We start from the raw sequence: 18,525 nt of genomic DNA on the forward strand, positions 1-18,525 counted from the left end.
GGGCGATGACAGCCGGGATTGCGGCGCGTGCGCACCGAAACTTCGTCCCATTCAAACAACATTTCAAACGCCCTCGCGATATTCCATCACGTGGCATGGCTCGCGTGAGAAAATGCGCGCTCGCGCTTTGGCCGCGCTGCGACTATCTTTCGCCCAACGCGATCTCAGTGACCCCGGGAGGAACAATGACAAAACACGCCTACATACCCCGCACCACCAACTACACCCTCAATCCCGGCGACGAGCTCAACGACCTGCGCATGTCGGACCAGGTCCGGCCGCTCTACGATCACGTCAGGAAGTTCATCCGCGACACCGTCGAGCCGATGTCGATCGAGTTCGCCAAGGCTGGCGAGGGCAAGGAGGATCGCTGGAGCTTCACGCCGAAGCAGCTGGAAGTGCTCGAGGTCGCCAAGAACAAGGCCAAGAAAGAAGGCCTCTGGAACTTCTTCCTGCCCGACGACGAGACCGGCCAGGGCCTGAAGAACCTCGACTACGCCTATATCGCTTCCGAGCTCGGCAAGAGCCCGCTCGCGTCAGAGAGCATGAACTGCTCGGCGCCTGATACCGGCAACATGGAAGTGCTGGAGCGCGTCGGCACCAAGGAACAGAAGGAGAAGTGGCTGAAGCCGCTGATGAACGGCGAGATCCGCTCGGCCTATGTCATGACCGAGCCGAACGTCGCCTCCTCCGATGCCAAGAACATCTCGACGACGGCAAAGCTCGTCGGCGACGAGTGGGTCATCAACGGCGAGAAGTATTACATCTCCGGCGTCGGCGATCCCCGCTGCAAGATCCTCATCGTGATGGTGAAGACCAATCCGGATGCGGCGCCGAGCAAGCAGCAGTCGCAGATCCTGGTGCCGCGCGACACGCCCGGCGTCGAGGTGCTCGGGCCCATGTACGTGTTCGGCCAGGACCACGCGCCGCGCGGCCACATGCACATGCGCTTCAACAACGTGCGCGTGCCGAAGGAGAACATGCTGCTCGGCGAAGGCCGCGGCTTCGAGATCTCGCAGCTCCGGCTCGGACCCGGCCGCATCCATCACTGCATGCGCACGATCGGCAAGGCCGAGAAGGCACTCGACCTGATGGTGCAGCGTGGCCTCACCCGTGAAGCCTTCGGCAAGAAGATCGCCCATCTCGGCGGCAACATGCAGATCATCGCGCAGGCACGCTGCGAGATCGAGGCGATGCGGCTGATGGTGCTGAAGGCCGCCAAGGCCATGGACGTGCTCGGCAACAAGGAGGCCCGCGTCTGGGTCTCCATGGTCAAGGCCATGGTGCCGGAGCGCGCCTGCAAGATCATCGACCAGTCGATCCAGATGCACGGCGCGACCGGCATCTCGCACTGGACCCCGCTCGCCGAGATGTATCAGGACGTCCGTCACCTGCGCTTTGCGGATGGTCCGGACGAGGTGCACTGGATGGTGGTGGGGCGCCACGAGCTGAGCATGGCGTGAACCACGAGATGCCGCAGGGTGGGCAAAGACGCGCTCTTCGCGCGTCGTGCCCACCATCGCCGCCGCACGAGAGGTGGTGGGCACGCTCCGCTTTGCCCACCCTACGAGGCTGTGAATCTTTTTCATACCGATGGCCGAGCGGATATGATTCTCTAAGCAGATTGCTTTGCTGGAGAGAATGATGGCTGACGACGGACTTTTTGGCGAATTGCCGGAACAGTCGGCGCGGCGAACCGAAGCGGTGTCGCGGGGTGCACCTCGGCTGCGCGAGCCAGTACGCAATCAGGTCGAATTGCGGGCGGTCGATATCGACAGCCTGATCGGGCAGGATCATCCGGCACGGGTGATCTGGGCTTATGTCGAAGGGCTCGACCTGAGCGAGCTGGAAGATGGGGTCAAGGCGCGGGAGAACCGGCCGGGTCATCCGGCGCCATCGCCACGGTTGCTGCTGGCGCTTTGGTTGTACGCGACGAGCGACAGCGTCGGCAGCGCGCGGGCGTTGGATCGGCTCTGCGACAGTCACGACGTCTATCGCTGGTTCTGTGGCGGGGTCTCGCTGAACTATCACACGCTGTCTGACTTCCGGGTCGGCTGTGCCGAGTTGCTCGACCGTTTGCTGGTCGAACATCTGGTTGCCCTGAACGCGGCGGGTTTGGTCGATCTGGAGAAACTGGCTCAGGACGGGGTGCGGATACGGGCAAATGCGGGGACCGGCTCGTTCCGGCGGGAGGCGACGCTCGACCGGCAGATGGCGCAGGCGAAGGCCGTGGTGGAAGAACTCAAGCGCGAGGTTGATGCGGATCCGGAGGCCAGCAATCGGCGTATCCGGGCCGCCAGAGAGCGCGCGGCGCGCGAACGCAGTGAGCGGGTGCAGGCTGCGCAGAGGGCTCTGGACGAGATCAAGCGGAAGCGAAAGCAACTCGACGACAAGGGCGGCAACGGCAAGAAGCCGAAGGAGCCCCGGGCCTCCACCACCGACCCGCAGGCACGGGTGATGAAAATGGCCGATGCCGGCTTCCGTCCGGCCTACAATGTGCAGGTGGCCAGCGCGGCCGGCGAACTGATCGTGGTCGCGATCGATGTCGACAACAATGGATCAGATCGCGGCCTGATGCGGCCGATGCTGGAGCGAACGCGCGACCGACTGAAGCGCTTGCCCCGCCGCTACCTCGCCGATGGCAGGTTCTGCAGTGGCGAGGACATCGAATGGGCGCACGGCGAAGGGATCGAGGTCTACTGTCCTCCCCCCAACTCCAGGAGCGGCGTCGATCCCTTCTTACCCCGGAGCAGCGACGGTCCTGGAGTGGCGGCCTGGCGCGCTCGCATGGCTAGCGAGGCCGGTAAGGCACAGTACAAAGCCCGCACGATCTGCGAATGCATCCATGCCCGATGGCGGAACTGGGGCCTCAGGCAACTGACCGTGCGCGGCATCGCGAAGGTCCGCGCCGTCGTGCTCTGGTACGCTCTCACCAACAACATCCTGCAAGGACATCGTCTCGCAAAACCATAATCCAAGAACAAAACCTGACGGCTGCCACCTCCGCATTCTGCCATCAAGGAGCGCTAACGTCCCTCAATGGCCAAGGCCCAAAGAAAACGTATTGGCTCACAGGCCCTACGAGACTTTCCTCCCCCGGAGTCCCCATGGAATACGCCGCCAGCGACCTGACGCCCCGCGAGCGCTACAAGGTGCTGACATCCTTCATCCTGCCGCGGCCGATCGCGTGGGTGACGACGGTTGGGCCGACCGGCGTGGTCAACGCCGCCCCGTTCAGTTTCTTCAACGCCTTCTGCGAGGATCCGCCGCTGTGCATGTTCGCGGCGAACCGCAAGCCGAACGGGCAGGACAAGGACACGTTCCTCAACATCCAGCGCACAGGTGAGTTCGTGGTCAACATCGCCGACGAACCGCTGGCGAAGGCCATGCACGAGAGCAGCGGCGATTTTCCACCTGACGTCGGCGAGCCCGATTATCTCGGGCTGAAGCTCGCGGCCTCGAAGACGGTCGCTGTGCCGCGGCTGGCCGACACGCCCTGGGCGATGGAGTGCAAGCTCTGGAAGATGATCGACGTCAACGACGATCGCCGCCTGATCATGGGCGAAGGCCTGCACTTCTACATCCGCGACGAGCTCTGGGACGACAAGGCGATGCGGGTACACATGGACCGCTATCACCCGATCGGGCGCATGTTCGCCGACCGCTATTGCCGCACGGACGACCGCGTGGTGTTTCCGGCGGCGGAGGGTGTGAAGGGGAAGTAGGGCGGATTAGCGCAGCGTAATCCGCCGAATGCTCGCGAAGATGGTGGATTACGCCTTCGGCTAATTCACCCTACCCAGCTACGTCGCGGGTGCGACCTTGTCCTGCGTCTTCGTCTCGAAGTCGCTGGCGTCATGGCGTTCGTGGAGCTGGCTGGCGGGATCGCCGGAGACGCGATTGACCATGCGGCCGCGCTTCACAGCGGGACGCTGCGCGATCTGGTCGGTCCAGCGCTGCACGTTCTTGTAATCCTGCACCGACAAAAATTCACCGGCACCGTAGACCAGCCCCTTGGCGAGCGCGCCATACCAGGGCCACACCGCCATATCGGCAATGGTGTAGTCCTTGCCCGCGAGATACTCGTTGTCGGCGAGGCGCCGGTCGAGCACATCGAGCTGGCGTTTGACCTCCATCGCGAAGCGGTCGATGGCGTATTCGATCTTGAACGGCGCGTAGGCATAGAAATGGCCGAAGCCACCGCCGAGATATGGCGCACTGCCCATCTGCCAGAACAGCCACGACATGGTGTCGGTGCGGGCCTTGATATCCTTCGGCAGGAAGGCTCCGAATTTTTCGGCGAGGTAGAACAGGATCGAACCCGACTCGAACACGCGGATCGGCTCCGGGCCCGAGCGGTCCATCAGCGCCGGGATTTTCGAGTTCGGATTGATGTCGACGAAACCGCTGCCGAACTGGTCGCCGTTGCCGATCTTGATCAGCCAGGCGTCGTATTCGGCGCCCTTGTGACCGAGCGCCAGCAGCTCCTCCAGCATCACGGTGACCTTCACCCCGTTCGGCGTCGCCAGCGAATAGAGCTGAAGCGGATGCTTGCCGACCGGCAGCTCCTTGTCGTGGGTCGCGCCGGCAATCGGCCGGTTGATGCTGGCGAACTGCCCGCCATTCTCCTTGTTCCAGGTCCAGACTTTGGGCGGCACGTAGGCGGGGGCGTCGGTCATGCGGGGGCTCCGGCGGAAAAAGATGCGTCTGCATTAATTAGCCCGCGGATGGCGGATGGCAAGGGTGCCGAAACGCATTGCCGGGCGGGGTAACTCACCGTTTCGTCATGGCGGGCTACCTCCCCGTCATTCCGGGGCGCCCGAAGGGCGAGCCCGGAATCCATCGGCCCCCAGCAAAACTCGGAGAAATGGATTCCGGGCTCGCGCCAAGGGCGCGCCCCGGAATGACAGCCTCTATGACGCCGCCGCCTGTGGCTGCTCTGCCAGCCCTAGCAAAAATCCCTCATATCCCTTCGCCGCGACGTCGTCGCAGATCCGGCGGTAGACGCCGACACCGCCGATATAGGGCATGAAGATGCGCGGCTTGCCCGGGATGTTGGCGCCCATGTACCAGGAATTGGCCTGCGGATAGAGCGTACCGCTGGCGACCTCGTTGACATGGGCGACCCATTTCTCCTCGGCCTCCCTGCCCGCCTCCATGGTGGCGAGACCCTGCTTGCGCATGTGGACGAGACAGTCGGCGATCCAGTCGACATGCTGCTCGATCGACACGATCATGTTCGAGAGCACCGAGGGGCTGCCCGGGCCGGTGATGATGAACAGGTTCGGAAAGCCCGCGCTCATCAGCCCGAGAAAAGTCTTCGGCCCCTCCGCCCATTTCTGGTTCAGGGTTTGCCCGCCGCGACCACTGATGTCAATCTTCGCGACCGATCCGGTCATGGCATCGAATCCGGTTGCCATCACCAGCGCGTCGACCTCGTGATCCCTGCCCGCGACGCGGACGGCGTTCGCCGTGATCTCCTCGATCGGGTCGGCCTTGATGTCGACCAGCGAAACGTTCGGCCGGTTGAAGGTCGCAAAATAATCCGTGTCGATGCAGATGCGCTTGGTGCCGATTGGGTGACTGTTCGGCTGCAACAGCTTTGCCGTCTCCGGATCCTTCACGATCTCGGCGATCTTGCCGCGCACGAAGTCCGCCGCAGTGTCGTTCGCCGAGCGTTCGAGGCCGAGATTGTTGTAGACATACATGAAGGTGAGCCCGCCGCGGTCCCAGCGCGCCTTGAACTTGGCGCGCCTGGTCTGCTCGCTGTCGTCGAGCGCGCCGCGGTCGGGCTGCTCGGCATAGATCCCGTTGCGCGCGACCTCGCGGGCGAAACGGCGGATCTCCGGGTAGTTCTTGCGGAACCCATTGCGCTCCTCGTCGGTCAGCGCGCCGTTGCGGGCGGGAATCGAAAAATTCGCCGTGCGCTGAAAAACGGTGAGATGTTTGGCCTGCTCGGCAATGATGGGCGCCGACTGGATACCTGACGATCCCGTGCCGATCAGGCCGACGCGCAGGCCAGTGAAGTCGACCGGCTCGTGCGGCCAGTTGCCGGTGTGATAGACAGGGCCCTTGAAATTCTCGAGGCCCTTGATGTCCGGCTTGCGCGCATTCGAGAGGCAGCCCGTGGCGAGCACGACGAACCGGGCCTCGACAGTCCTGCCGCCGGAGATCGTCACCGACCAAGTGCCCGTGCGCTCATCGAACACGGCGCGCTCGACGCTTGTGTCGAACTGGATGTCGCGGCGCAGATCGAAACGGTCGGCGACATGGTTGGCGTATTGCAGGATCTCCGGCTGCGGCGCGTAGCGCTCGCTCCAATCCCATTCCTGCTGGAGCTCTTCCGAAAACGAGTAGGAATACTGCATGCTCTCGACGTCGCAGCGCGCGCCGGGATAGCGATTCCAGTACCAGGTGCCACCAACGCCGCCGCCCCGCTCGTACACGCGTGCCAAGAAACCAAGCCCGCGCAGACGGTGCAGCATGTACATGCCCGCGAAGCCTGCGCCGACGACGACCACATCGTAGGCTTCGGTGGCTCGAGCCGGACTCGATTGCACTGGCGACATCGGCTGGCGCTCCCTGGTTGTTTTGCTTTGTTGTGGCCAGCATTCTCTCAGGTCGGCCGAAGCGCAAGGGGCAAATCGGCGGGCACTGGCGTGGCTTATTTTGTGCAGCGGAATGGCTCATCCGCTGCGCGGCGCCTGCACGCAAGATGCGCGCCCAAATCCGGCTTGGCATCACTGATGACGATGGGCTAGCGTCGTCGAAGGCCGCCGGGAGAGAGCCATGAAATCGCCGATCTGCGACATGCTGGGAATCGAGTTCCCGCTGCTCGCCTTCAGCCATTGCCGCGATGTGGTTGCCGCCGTCAGCCGCGCCGGCGGTTTTGGCGTGCTCGGCGCGACCGTGCACACGCCTGACACGCTCGAACGCGAGCTGAAATGGATCGACGCGCACGTCGACGGCAAGCCCTACGGCATCGACGTGCTGATCCCCGAAAACATCTCGACCGCTGGCGAGAAGGACGTCACCTGGAAGAGCCTGGAAGCTCGCGTGCCGCAAGAGCATCGCACGTACACGCGCGATCTTCTGAAGAAATACGATATCGAGCTGACGACCACTGATGTGGCCGACAACCAGCCGCAGCCGTTCGACGCGAAGACAGCACTTCAGCTGCTCGAAGTTTCCTTCAATCATCCCATCCGCCTGATCGCCAATGCACTCGGGGTGCCGCCGAAAGCGATGATCGAGATGGGCAAGAAGCACGGCGTACCGGTTGCGGCGCTCGTCGGTGCGAAGGAGCATGCGCTGCGCCAGGTCGCGGCCGGCGTCGACATCCTTGTCGTGCAGGGCACCGAAGCCGGTGGCCATTGCGGCGAGGTCTCGACCCTGGTGCTGGTGCCGGAGGTGATCAAGGCGATCAAGCCGATCCGCGACGTGCCGGTGCTGGCGGCGGGCGGCATCATGACGGGACGGCAGATGGCGGCCTGCATGGCCATGGGCGCGGCCGGCGCCTGGACTGGCTCGGTGTGGCTTGCAACTGTCGAGGCCGAAACCTCCGAGATCCTTCGCGAGAAGATGATCGCGGCCTCCTCGCGCGATGCGATCCGCTCGAAGGGCCGCACCGGAAAGCCCGCCCGGCAGCTCCGCTCGGTCTGGACCGATGCCTGGGACCGCGCGCCGGAAAGCCCGGGCGCGCTGCCGATGCCGCTGCAGAGCATCATCAGCCGCGATGCCTTCAACTCGATCGATCGTGCGGCGGCAGGCGGCAATGCCAGGGCACGCGACCTCGTCAGCTATTTCGTCGGCCAGGGCGTCGGGTTGATCGACAGCGTGAAGTCCGCCGGCGCCGTGGTGCAGGAGTTCAAGGAAGAATTTGCCGAAGCCGTCGAGCACATGAATACGCTGGTGGCCGAGTGATTGCTCGTGACCGGAACGGAGTCCTTGGTCCATCCTTCGAGGCTCGCCCGACGGCGCGTTGCGCCTCCGGCCTCGCACCTCAGGATGACGCTTCCTCCGTAGCCGTCACCCTGAGGTGGCCGCCTCTTCAGCGGCCCTCGAAGGGCGACGGCGTGCCGAAAATCTGAAACGTGAAGCAAGAAGAAATGACCAGTATCCCCGAAGACCTTATCCCCGTCATCGTCGGCATCGGCGAGATCGTCGATCGTCCCAAGGAGATCATCGAGGGCCTCGAACCACTCGACCTGCTGGAGCAGGCGTTGCGGCGCGCCGAGGCCGATGCCGGGGCAAAGCTGCTCGGCGAGGTGCAGTCGCTCGATGTCGTCAATTTCCTGAGCTGGCGCTATCGCGATCCGGAGAAGCTGCTGGCACAGCGGCTCGGGATCACGCCCGCGCATTGCTATTACGGTCCGGTCGGCGGCGAGAGCCCGATCCGCTACATCCACGAGGCGGCAAAGCGCATCGCGCGCGGCGAATGCACCGTGGCGGCGGTCTGCGGCGCGGAGGCGCAGTCGACCGCGACCAAGGCCGAGCGCGCCGGGGCGAAGCTGCCATGGACGCCGTTCGCTCATGACGTCGAGGAGCCCAAGCGCGGCGCGGCGTTCCAGAAGCCGCTGGCGGTGACGCTCGGCGTGTTCCGCCCCGTCACGGTCTATCCGTTCTACGAGGCGGCCTCCTCCGCGCATTGGGGGCAGACCCCACGCGAGGCGATGGCGGAGTCGGGCACGCTGTGGTCGCGATACTCCGAGGCTGCGGCGCAAAATCCCAACTCCTGGCTGAGGCGGCGCTATGCACCGGACGAGATCACGACGCCGACGGCGGACAACCGCCTGATCGCCTGGCCCTACAATAAGCTCATGGTCGCCAATCCCAGCGTCAACATGGGCGGCGCGCTGCTGCTCACCAGCCTCGCCAAGGCGCGTGCAGCCGGGATTCCCGAGGACAAGTTCGTCTATCCGCTCGGCGGCGCCTCCGCGGAGGAGCCGCGCGACTATCTGTTGCGCGACCAGTTCTACGAGAGCCATCCGCAGAACGCGGTGCTGAATGCCGTGATGGACCTCGCCGGCGGCGACGGCAGGAAGTTCGACGCGATCGAGCTCTACAGCTGCTTCCCCTGCGTGCCGAAGATGGCGCGGCGGACGCTGGGCCTGGGCGCCGACGTGCAACCGACCGTGACCGGCGGCCTCACCTTCTTCGGCGCGCCGCTCAACACCTACATGACGCACGCGGCCTGCGCGATGGTGCGGCGGGTGCGCGAGGGCGCCAGGCTCGGCCTGCTCTATGGACAAGGCGGCTTCGTCACCAAGCATCATGCCTTGGTGGTGTCGAAGACCCCGCCACGCGAGGCGCTGGCACAGGACACCAGCGTACAGGCCGAAGCTGATCGCAACAAGCGGGCGGTGCCGGAGTTCGTGACGGAGCCGGGCGGCACAGGCAAGGTCGAGAGCTTTACCGTGCTCTACGGCCGCGGCGGCGATGTCGAGCACGGCGTGGTCATGCTGCGGACGCAAGACGACCGGCGCACGCTGGCAAGGATTCCGGCAAGCGATAGCGCGACATTGGCGCATCTGCTCAACATGGACCGCACCCCGGTGGGTTCGCTCGGCGAGATCACGATGGCCGCGGATGGTGTGCCGGAGTGGCGGGTGGCGTAGCTCTCGTAGGGTGGGCAAAGGCGCTCTTGCGCCGTGCCCACCAATCTTTTCGGGATCGCCTGCAAATGGTGGGCACGCTTCGCTTTGCCCACCCTACGAAACCGCCTTAAGTCTTCGGCGCCTGCTTTTCCGACGCGGTGGCCGGCTTGCTCTTGGCGCCGGCGCCGACCACGCGAACGGCATCACCGTCGGAGAGGCCATCCGGCGGGGCGGTGATGACGCGGTCGTCCGCTGCAATACCCGAGGCGAGCTCGATCTCGCGGCCGAGATCGCGGGCGATGGTCACGGGCTTGAACAGAACCTTGTCGTCCGGGCCGACGGTGGCGACACGCAAGCCGCTGCCGTTGAAGATCAGGGCGCTGGCGGGAATGCTCAGAGGCGCGCTGTCGCGCTGCAAGTTGAGTTTCACGCTGGCATAGCCGCCGGGCATCAGCTCGCCGCTCGAATTGTCGAGCCCGAGCTGCATGCGCGTGGTGCCCGAGGCAACGTCGACGGCCTGCGAGGACGCTTCCACCGTCGCCTGGAATGTCCGGTTCGGGTATTCCGGCATCACCATGGTGGCCTTGGCACCGATCTTGATCGCCGGCACGTAATTCTGGGGCACGTTGACGTAGACGCGCAGCTTGGTGATGTCGGAGACCACGAACATCGCCGGACCGGAGCCGCCGCCCGCGTTGATCAGCGCACCGACGTCGGTATCGCGCGCCGTCACCACGCCGTCGAATGGCACCGTGATCTTCTTGTAGCCGGCCAGCGCTTCCAGCCGCTCGACATTGGCCTGGCCTGAATGAACCGCGGCGTTCTTGTTGGAGAGGTCGGCGGTGCGCTCGTCGATCTCCTGCGCCGAGACGAAATTCGAGGCGACCAGCGTCTTGCGCCGGTTCAGCGTGGCTTCCGACAGCCTTGCGCTGGCCTGCTGGCTGGCGAGGTCGGCGCGGGCCTGCAGGAGCTGCTGGTCGAGGTCCGGCGCCTCGATCTCGGCGATCACCTGCCCCGCCTTGACCCGGGCGCCGATGTCGGCGCTCCAGCTCTTCAGGTAACCGGAGACGCGGGCGAAGATCGGGGCTCGGTAATAGGCCTCGAGCCGGCCCGGCAGATCGATGGTGGCGCTGCGGGCCTTGGCATTGGGCAGCGCCACAGCGACGCTGGGAACGGCCTGATCGTCGGTCCATTCCTTCAGCCTGGAGCCCTGCTCCTCGCGGGCGCGGATGCCGCTGCCGACGACGAGGCCCGCCGCGATCAGCGCCACCACGCCGAAGATGCCCAGTTTCCGGTGCGACACCGGGGAGCGGGGTTCAGTGGGCGACATGCGGAGACTCCAATGGGGCGGCGGCTTTGGCACCTTGCTTCTTGTGTACCATACTGAACACCACGGGAACAAACATCAGCGTGGCGAACGTTGCAAAGATCAGGCCGCCGATCACCGCGCGGCCAAGCGGCGCGTTCTGCTCGCCGCCCTCGCCCAGCCCCAGCGCCATCGGCGCCATGCCGATGATCATGGCGAGCGCGGTCATCAGCACCGGGCGGAACCGGACGAAACCGGCTTCCAGCGCAGCCGCGACGGGATCGCCGAGCTCCGCGTAGCGCTCGCGGGCGAAGGAAATCACGAGCACGCTGTTGGCGGTGGCAACGCCCATGCACATGATGGCGCCGGTCAGTGCCGGGACCGACAGCGTGGTCTGCGTCGTGAACAGCATCCAGACGATGCCGGCAAGTGCAGCCGGCAACGCGCTGATGATCACGAACGGATCGGACCAGGACTGGAAGTTCACGACGATCAGCAGGTAGATCAGCACGACCGCCCCCAGCAGGCCGAACAGAAGGCCGGTGAAGGCGCTATTCATGGTCTGCACCTGACCGAGCAGCATGACGGAAGAACCCTTCGGCACGTCCTTGGCGGTGTCGGCGATGACCTGGCGAATATCATTGGCAACCGCGCCGAGATCACGGCCCGAGGTCGTCGCAAAAATCTGCACCATCGACTGGATGTCGTATTGCGACACCACCGCGCTCGACGTCGAGCGCTTGATGTCGGCAATGCCACCGAGGATCGGCGACTGCGCATTGCCGGCCGCGGTGATCGGTAGCGTCTGGAGCGCGCTGAGGGAATCCATCTGGTATTGCGGCGTCTGCATCACGATGGAGTAGGACACCCCGTTATCGGGGTTGAGGTAGTAGGTCGGCGCCACCTGCGAGGAGCCAGCGAGATTGACCACGAGGCTGTTGGTGACGTCGCGCTCGGTCAGGCCGACATATTGCGCGCGGGTGCGATCGACATCGATGTTGAAGGTCGGGCTGTTCGGCGACTGCTGGATGCGCGCATCGGCGACGCCGGGAATCTTGCGCACCCTGGCCAGCAGGCTGTTGGCGTAAGCAAAGTTGCCGGCAATATTGGCGCCACGGATTTGCAGATCGATCGGTGCCGGCGCACCAAAATTCAGGATCTGGCTGACGATGTCGGCCGGAAGGAACGAGAAGCTGACGCCAGGGAACAGCCGCGGCAACTGCTCACGCAGCACCTTCACGTGTTCCTCGGTCGGCTTGTGGCCTTCCCTGAGCTTGATCTGGATGTCGCCGTCCTGCGGGCCGATCACGCCGGTGTTGTTGTAGGTCATATTGATGCCGGAGATCGGCATCCCGATGTTGTCGGTCAGCGTCTCGATCTCGCCTGGGACCAGCTTGCGGATCGCCTTCTGCACGTCTGCGAGCTGGTTGGCCGTCTCTTCCACGCGCGTTCCGACCTGGGTGCGGACATGCATCAGGATATTGCCGGCATCGACCGCGGGGAAAAAGTTGCGCCCGAGGAACGGCAACAGCGCAAAGGACGCGCCGACCACGCAGAGAAAACCGACGACGAACACCGTGCGGTGCCCGAGCGCGAGCCCGAGGAAGTCATGATAGCCACCGCGAATGCGCTCGAACCGCGCCTCGAAGCCGCGCTGGAACACGACCAGCGGATTGCGAGATTTCGGCGGTTCGCCCTCGTGATGCACATGTGGCTGCAACAGATAATTGGCCATGGTCGGCACCAGAGTGCGCGACAGGATGAACGACCACATCATCGCGAACATCACCGCTTCCGCCATCGGCACGAACAGGAAGCGCGCAACGCCGGTGAGGAAGAACATCGGCACGAACACGATGCAGATGCAGAGCAGCGAGACGAAGGCTGGCGTGACGATCTGGTTGGCGCCGTCGAGGATCGACTGCTCGACCGGCTTGCCCTGCTCCAGATGGTAGTTGATGTTCTCGATGGTGACGGTGGCGTCGTCGACGAGGATGCCGACCGCGAGCGCAAGGCCGCCGAGCGTCATGATGTTCAAGGTCTCGCCGATCGCCGAGAGCATGATGATCGCGCCGAGCACGGAGAGCGGGATCGACACCGCGATGATGACGGTCGAGCGCCAGCTGCCGAGGAACAGGAGGATCATGACGCTGGTCAGCAGCGCTGCGATCACGCCCTCGAACGCGACGCCTTGGATCGCGCCGCGGACGAACACCGACTGGTCGCCGATGAAACCGATCTTCAGTGCGTCCGGCAGTTGGTCCTTGACGTCGATCACCTTCTGCTTGATGCCGGCGATGATATCGAGCGTCGAGGTCGCGCCCGCCTTAAGCACCATCATCAGCACCGAACGGTTGCCGTCGACATGGACGATGTTGGTCTGCGGCGGATTGCCGTCGCGAACGGTCGCGACATCACGCACGTAAACCATTGCGCCGTTGACGGTCTTGATCGGCAGATTGCCGAGTTCGTCGATCCTGAGCGGCGAGTTGTTGAGCTGGATGTTGTATTCAAACTGGCCGATCTTCTGGGTACCAACCGGCGTGATCAGATTTTGCGCGGCCAGCGCATTGGCGACATCCTGACCGGACAGGCCGCGGGCCTGGAGCGCGGTCGGGTCGAGGTCGATCTGGACCTGGCGCTGCTTGCCGCCGAATGGATACGGGATAGCGGCTCCAGGCACGGTGACCAGCGGCGTGCGGAGCTGGTTGATGCCGATATCGGCGAGGTTCTGCTCGGTCAGTCCGTCGCCGGATAGCGCCACCTGGATGATCGGCACGGTCGAGGCGGAATAGTTCAGGATCAAGGGCGGCGTCGCGCCGGGCGGCATCTGCTTGATCAGCGTCTGCGAAATCGCGGTGACCTGCGCATTGGCGGTGCGGATGTCGACATTGGGCTGGAAGAAGATTTTGATGATGCCAAAGCCGTTATAGGAGTTGGCGGTGATGTGCTCGATGTCGTTGACGGTGGTGGTCAGCGCGCGCTGGAATGGCGTGGTGATGCGGCCGGACATCTGGTCCGGCGGCAGCCCGGTGTACTGCCAGACGACGCCGATCACGGGGATGCGGATGTCCGGAAAGATATCGGTCGGCGTCCGCAGCGCCGCCAGCGGTCCGATGATCAGGAGCAGGAGCGCGAGCACGACAAACGTGTAGGGTCGGCTCAGGGCAATACGAACCAGAGCAATCATGCGCCAGGCAATTCCAGATCAAGCGAGGAAACGGAATCCGCCCCCATGGGGATCCCCCTTCCTCCTTTACCTGAGCACCGCCGAAAACGCTAACCTCCGGCGGCTCATGTGCCTTCACTTCCCTGCTACCGCACCGCGAAATCTACATCGCAGCTATGCGGCCGGACGCCTCACGCCGCGCGGACCGAGCCCAGGAACTTTCCAACCTCAAGCTTGAGGCGATTGGAATCCCGCGACAGCATCTGCGCCGCCGAGAGCACCTCCGAGGACGCCGAGCCTGTCTCGGAGGCGCCGCGCTGGACGTCGCCGACATTGGTCGACACCTGCTGGGTGCCTTGGGCCGCCTCCTGCACGTTTCGGGCGATCTCCTGGGTTGCCGCTCCCTGCTGCTCGACTGCGGCCGCGATCATCGACGAGATCTCGGACAGGCGCGCGATGGTTCCGCTGATCTGGCCGATTGCGCTGACCGAATCCTGCGTCGCGGCCTGGATGCCGCCGACCTGCTGGCCGATCTCGCCGGTGGCCTTGGCGGTCTGCTCAGCGAGCGCCTTCACCTCCGAAGCGACCACCGCAAAGCCGCGGCCCGCCTCGCCGGCCCGCGCCGCCTCGATCGTGGCATTCAATGCCAGCAGGTTGGTCTGGCCTGCGATCGCGTTGATCAGTTCGACGACGTCGCCAATCCGCGATGCGGCGCGCGACAGTTCGCTGACGCGTTCGGTGGTGGCTTGCGCCTGGCTGACCGCCTCGCCGGCGATCCGGGCGGAATCCTGCACCTGACGGCTGATCTCCCGCACCGAGGACGACATCTCCTCCGCCGCCGACGCCACTGAATGGACGTTGCTGGAGGCTCGTTCGGAGCCGGAAGCGACGACGGTCGCCAGGTCCTGAGCCCGGCCCGCGGTCGAGGACAGCGTCGAGGCCGACGCTTCGAGCTCGGTCGCGGCCGAAGACACCGTTTCCACGATCTCGCCGATTGCCGCCTCGAAGCCGTCCGCGAGCTTCGTCATGTCGGCCTTGCGCTGCCCCTCGGCACGACGCTGCACCGCCTGAACCTCGTCGCGGCTGAAACGGATGATGGTCTGAACGGTCTGGAGATTGCGCAGCGCCTCGCCGATCTCGTCGTCGCGCTCGATGACGATACGGTTGTCAAGCTTGTCCTGCACGAGATTGACCATGGTGTCGTTGAGGTGCTGCATCGGCCCCTGGATCGCACGCATGGTCGAAAAGCCGGCGAAGCCGCCGATGGCTGCGCCGACGACGGCCAGCAGCGACAGAACCAGGCTCGTCGAGCCGCCAGTGGTGAGCGCACCACCGACGCCGAGCGCAAGCATGAACAGCGCCTGGACTGCGATCATCGTGACCAGGCGGGCCTTCAAGGTCCTGGTGAAGACACTGAAGCGATCGAGCATCGAACGGCGGCGAATGATGCCGGCGTCGATGCGATAGCCATGCGGCTTCTTCTCGCGGATCGCAGCGTAAACCTGCTCGGCGAGCTTGCGCTGGTCGGCCGGCAGCCCGGTGCGGATCGAAGTGTAGCCGGTCACCTGACCGTTTTCACGGATCGGCGACGCCGTCGCCAGCACCCAGTAATAGTCGCCATTCTTGCGGCGGTTCTTCACCGCGCCGAGCCACGGCTTGCCGGCTTTGAGCGTGTCCCAAAGATTCTGGAAAGCTTCCGGCGGCATGTCCGGATGGCGGACGATGTTGTGAGGCTGCCCCATCAGCTCCTCGGACGTAAAGCCCGCGGCTGCGATGAAGTCCTCGTTGAAATACGCGAGCTTTCCCTTGAGATCCGTACGGGAAACGATCAGCGTCTCGCCACTGACGGGATATTCGGTTGCGGTAACCGGCAAATTCTTTCGCATCAAGGCCCCCAAATGAAACGCGATGCGGTCAATCCCATCCGGACTGCGCTATTCAAAACGTCTTCAGCAGTTCTGATCAGACGAATTTAACTATCGATGAAATCCTCTTCCCGTACGACTACGGGTAACTGTGCATGATACCACTCATAAGACACCATCAAGCTGCCGGCGGAAAACGAGCGGCGCTTCTAGCGCCGTCCGTCGTCAGATCGTCGGGTGTTGTCGAAGGTCGTATCGACAATTCTTGTGGAGACTTTACGCTGCGCGGACATTGGTCAGGAACCTGCTGACCTCGGTCTTCAGCCGAGTGGAGTCGCTCGACAGCATCTGCGCTGCTGAAAGCACCTGCGTCGAGGCCGCCCCGGTTTCCGCAGCGCCGTGCTCGACGTCTCCGACGTTGGACGAGACCTGCTGTGTGCCCTGGGCAGCCTGCTGCACGTTGCGCGCGATCTCCTGCGTCGCCGCGCCCTGTTCCTCCACCGCCGCGGCGATCGCCGAGGCGATCTCGGCCAGCTGGGTGATCGTGCCGCCGATGTCGCGGATCGCATCGACGGATTCCTGCGTCGCAGATTGCATCCCGGAGACCTGCTGGCCGATTTCCCCGGTCGCCTTTGCGGTCTGCTCCGCCAGGGCCTTCACTTCCGATGCCACCACCGCGAAGCCGCGACCGGCCTCGCCCGCCCGCGCCGCTTCGATCGTGGCGTTGAGCGCCAGCAGATTGGTCTGCCCCGCGATCGAGTCGATCAATGCGACGACGTCGCCGATCTTCGCAGCCGCTCGCGACAATTCGCCGATGCGCTCGTTGGTCCTTCCCGCCTGATCTGCGGCTACGTTGGCCATTCGCGCCGTGTCCTGGACCCGGCGGCCAATCTCGTTGACCGAGGACGACAGCTCTTCGGTCGCCGATGCCACCGACTGCACGTTCGTCGAAGCCTCCTCCGAGGCTGTGGCGACCGTTACCGCAAGCTCCTTGGCGCGCCCTGCGGTGGCATTCAGCGTGCTCGCCGAGGCCTCGAGCTCCGTGGACGCCGACGAGACGGTGTCGACGATCTCCCCGATCGCAGCCTCGAACTGATCCGCAAGCCTGTGCATCTCGGCCTTGCGCTGCTCGGCGGCAATCCGATCCTGCCGGGCCTTGGCCTCCGCCTCGTCGCGTGCCTTCTGCTCGGCCACGATCTTGAACCGCTCCACGGCGTGTGCCATGTCGCCGACCTCGTCCTTGCGATCGAGACCGGGGAGAGCCACGGCGAAATTGCCGGCGGCGAGTTCGCCCATGGCGCGGGTCAATGCGGACAGCGGCCGCACGATCCGTGAGAACGCGATCCAGAAACTCAGCAAGACCAGCGCAACGCAGCTCGCCAGCATCAGGCCGGCGACGATCAGATTGGACGTTGCCCTGGCGGCTTGCCCGGTCGCTTCGAGATCCGCGGCCGCTCCGATCGCATCGGACAGGCGAAGGATCGCATTGATCCCCGTCGTCGCGCTGGCGAAATATTCATTGCCACTGATCCTGTAGTCTCCGCTGGCCGCCGCCGCGAGCACGCGGTTGCGGGTCGCGTCATAAATCCGGAAGTAGTCCTGCTCGACGCCCTTGATCGCTCCGGCGACGTCGCCTGGAACGTCGGCTCGCTCGGCCAGCGGCGCGATCGTCCCCCAGGCAAGCTCGACGTAGCCCCGAAAACCGGCAATCCGGCTCAACTCTTCGGGTGTCATCCTGTTGCCCGACCCAATCACGCCTCCGAGGAACGCACGTTCGCGCCCGGCCTTCTCGGCCATCTCCGCAGCAAGGTGCCGAAGCCCGACGAGACGCGACATCGTCGCCGAAGGCGGAGTAGCCAGCGTCTCCAGGATCAGGCGCAGCCGGATGGCGGTCAAGTCGATCAACTCGGTGACGGCGGGCACAAATCCGTTGACGACGTCCGCACTGCGGCCCGCCGCCGGCTTGGCGAGATTTTCGTCGACCTTGCGGCGCAAATCTTCGACGTTCTGAAGGGCTCGTTCCGCCTCATCGATACGGGATCCGGCCACCTTGAATTCACCGAACGTGCGAAGGCGGCGCGCAGCTTCGCGAAAAGCCTGATCCGAGCCGCCCCGTAGCTTCATGATCTCGGACCGCCGATCGGCGGCCGTCACCTCCGGCGACCTCAACGCGGCATTGGTCATGCCTCGCTCCATGGCCCACTGCCCAGCGCTTTGCAACAACAGCCGCGAGATGCCGTTGAGGTTGACGAAGGCGTCCGCCGCCTGCCGGTCGCGGTATGCCTGAAGCGATGCATAGCCCGTCGCGGCCACGCCCATCAGAGCCAGCGCCGCAATGACAAGGGGCAGGACCGTTCCGATTCTCAAACTCACTGTTCGCATCCTTCTCGTCATCACCGGCCTCAGGGGCAGAGAGCGGCCCGACCAGGAATATCCGAAGTCGGCAATACGATATTGTCCTGCGTCAAGGATCGTGGTGGAACCTGGTCGGTTCGTCCTGCGGTTGAACGATAGGCTTACCAAGTGGTTGCGGCCCATCGTAGGGGACGGGAACGGTCGCGATGCGGCAAAACGAAACGAGCGGCGCCT

Annotated in this window: 11 protein-coding genes; 5 read left to right on the forward strand and 6 right to left on the reverse strand. The window is 64.5% G+C overall.

Going from position 1 to position 18,525, the window contains the following annotated elements; all coding sequences use genetic code 11:
- Positions 1-185 precede the first annotated feature (185 nt).
- The 3 genes from WHZ77_RS23720 to WHZ77_RS23730 all read left to right on the forward strand — a co-directional run bounded on the left by WHZ77_RS23720 (position 186) and on the right by WHZ77_RS23730 (position 3,725).
- The gene (locus tag WHZ77_RS23720; RefSeq protein WP_166351178.1) at positions 186-1,463 is read left to right on the forward strand and encodes an acyl-CoA dehydrogenase family protein; all 1,278 of its coding nucleotides are present in this window, start codon (positions 186-188) and stop codon (positions 1,461-1,463) included.
- Between the two features lie 178 nt (positions 1,464-1,641).
- Positions 1,642-2,973 carry an IS1182 family transposase gene (locus WHZ77_RS23725; RefSeq protein WP_375310162.1) on the forward strand — a complete coding sequence of 444 codons (1,332 nt, stop codon included), beginning with the start codon at positions 1,642-1,644 and terminating at the stop codon, positions 2,971-2,973.
- A 134-nt stretch (positions 2,974-3,107) separates the two neighbouring features.
- Complete coding sequence (locus WHZ77_RS23730; RefSeq protein ID WP_375310163.1) at positions 3,108-3,725, forward strand: flavin reductase family protein; 618 nt, start codon at positions 3,108-3,110, stop codon at positions 3,723-3,725.
- A gap of 78 nt (positions 3,726-3,803) precedes the next feature.
- On the opposite strand, the gene yghU is transcribed toward WHZ77_RS23730, so the two are convergent.
- Both yghU and WHZ77_RS23740 read right to left on the reverse strand, forming a co-directional pair.
- A complete protein-coding gene (gene yghU, locus WHZ77_RS23735) occupies positions 3,804-4,679 on the reverse strand; it encodes a glutathione-dependent disulfide-bond oxidoreductase (RefSeq protein WP_375310164.1) in 876 nt (291 codons plus the stop codon).
- A gap of 234 nt (positions 4,680-4,913) precedes the next feature.
- Positions 4,914-6,569 (reverse strand): flavin-containing monooxygenase, encoded by a 1,656-nt coding sequence (locus tag WHZ77_RS23740; RefSeq protein WP_375310165.1) that lies wholly within the window; start codon positions 6,567-6,569, stop codon positions 4,914-4,916.
- Between the two features lie 220 nt (positions 6,570-6,789).
- On the opposite strand from WHZ77_RS23740, the gene WHZ77_RS23745 reads away from it, so the two are divergent.
- Together WHZ77_RS23745 and WHZ77_RS23750 are read left to right on the forward strand one after the other, a co-directional pair.
- Entirely contained in the window at positions 6,790-7,923 is a 1,134-nt protein-coding gene (locus WHZ77_RS23745; RefSeq protein ID WP_375310166.1) for a nitronate monooxygenase, read from the forward strand.
- 185 nt (positions 7,924-8,108) lie between these two features.
- The gene (locus tag WHZ77_RS23750) at positions 8,109-9,617 is read left to right on the forward strand and encodes an acetyl-CoA acetyltransferase (RefSeq protein ID WP_375310167.1); all 1,509 of its coding nucleotides are present in this window, start codon (positions 8,109-8,111) and stop codon (positions 9,615-9,617) included.
- 106 nt (positions 9,618-9,723) lie between these two features.
- On the opposite strand, the gene WHZ77_RS23755 is transcribed toward WHZ77_RS23750, so the two are convergent.
- From WHZ77_RS23755 to WHZ77_RS23770, 4 genes are all read right to left on the reverse strand, one after another.
- Positions 9,724-10,926 carry an efflux RND transporter periplasmic adaptor subunit gene (locus WHZ77_RS23755; RefSeq protein WP_375310168.1) on the reverse strand — a complete coding sequence of 401 codons (1,203 nt, stop codon included), beginning with the start codon at positions 10,924-10,926 and terminating at the stop codon, positions 9,724-9,726.
- Positions 10,913-14,092: an efflux RND transporter permease subunit gene (locus tag WHZ77_RS23760; protein ID WP_375310169.1), complete on the reverse strand. Its 3,180-nt coding sequence runs from the start codon at positions 14,090-14,092 to the stop codon at positions 10,913-10,915. Before WHZ77_RS23760 ends, WHZ77_RS23755 begins: the two co-directional genes overlap by 14 nt.
- A gap of 170 nt (positions 14,093-14,262) precedes the next feature.
- Positions 14,263-15,957 carry a methyl-accepting chemotaxis protein gene (locus tag WHZ77_RS23765; protein WP_375310170.1) on the reverse strand — a complete coding sequence of 565 codons (1,695 nt, stop codon included), beginning with the start codon at positions 15,955-15,957 and terminating at the stop codon, positions 14,263-14,265.
- Between the two features lie 255 nt (positions 15,958-16,212).
- Positions 16,213-18,309, reverse strand: a complete 2,097-nt coding sequence (locus WHZ77_RS23770; protein WP_375310171.1) for a methyl-accepting chemotaxis protein — start codon at positions 18,307-18,309, stop codon at positions 16,213-16,215.
- Between the last annotated feature and the right edge of the window lie 216 nt (positions 18,310-18,525).

Origin of the sequence: Bradyrhizobium sp. A5 (assembly GCF_042076515.1) — a bacterium.
In the GTDB taxonomy this organism is placed as follows: domain Bacteria; phylum Pseudomonadota; class Alphaproteobacteria; order Rhizobiales; family Xanthobacteraceae; genus Bradyrhizobium; species Bradyrhizobium cosmicum.

What these genes read in the sequence shown, in the direction of transcription:
- WHZ77_RS23760 (WP_375310169.1), bottom strand. Translation starts at nt 14,092, where the DNA reads ATGATTGCTCTGGTTCGTATTGCCCTGAGCCGACCCTACACGTTTGTC.
- yghU (WP_375310164.1), bottom strand. Translation starts at nt 4,679, where the DNA reads ATGACCGACGCCCCCGCCTACGTGCCGCCCAAAGTCTGGACCTGGAAC.
- WHZ77_RS23765 (WP_375310170.1), bottom strand. Translation starts at nt 15,957, where the DNA reads ATGCGAAAGAATTTGCCGGTTACCGCAACCGAATATCCCGTCAGTGGC.
- WHZ77_RS23750 (WP_375310167.1), top strand. Translation starts at nt 8,109, where the DNA reads ATGACCAGTATCCCCGAAGACCTTATCCCCGTCATCGTCGGCATCGGC.
- WHZ77_RS23730 (WP_375310163.1), top strand. Translation starts at nt 3,108, where the DNA reads ATGGAATACGCCGCCAGCGACCTGACGCCCCGCGAGCGCTACAAGGTG.
- WHZ77_RS23725 (WP_375310162.1), top strand. Translation starts at nt 1,642, where the DNA reads ATGATGGCTGACGACGGACTTTTTGGCGAATTGCCGGAACAGTCGGCG.
- WHZ77_RS23720 (WP_166351178.1), top strand. Translation starts at nt 186, where the DNA reads ATGACAAAACACGCCTACATACCCCGCACCACCAACTACACCCTCAAT.
- WHZ77_RS23740 (WP_375310165.1), bottom strand. Translation starts at nt 6,569, where the DNA reads ATGTCGCCAGTGCAATCGAGTCCGGCTCGAGCCACCGAAGCCTACGAT.
- WHZ77_RS23745 (WP_375310166.1), top strand. Translation starts at nt 6,790, where the DNA reads ATGAAATCGCCGATCTGCGACATGCTGGGAATCGAGTTCCCGCTGCTC.
- WHZ77_RS23755 (WP_375310168.1), bottom strand. Translation starts at nt 10,926, where the DNA reads ATGTCGCCCACTGAACCCCGCTCCCCGGTGTCGCACCGGAAACTGGGC.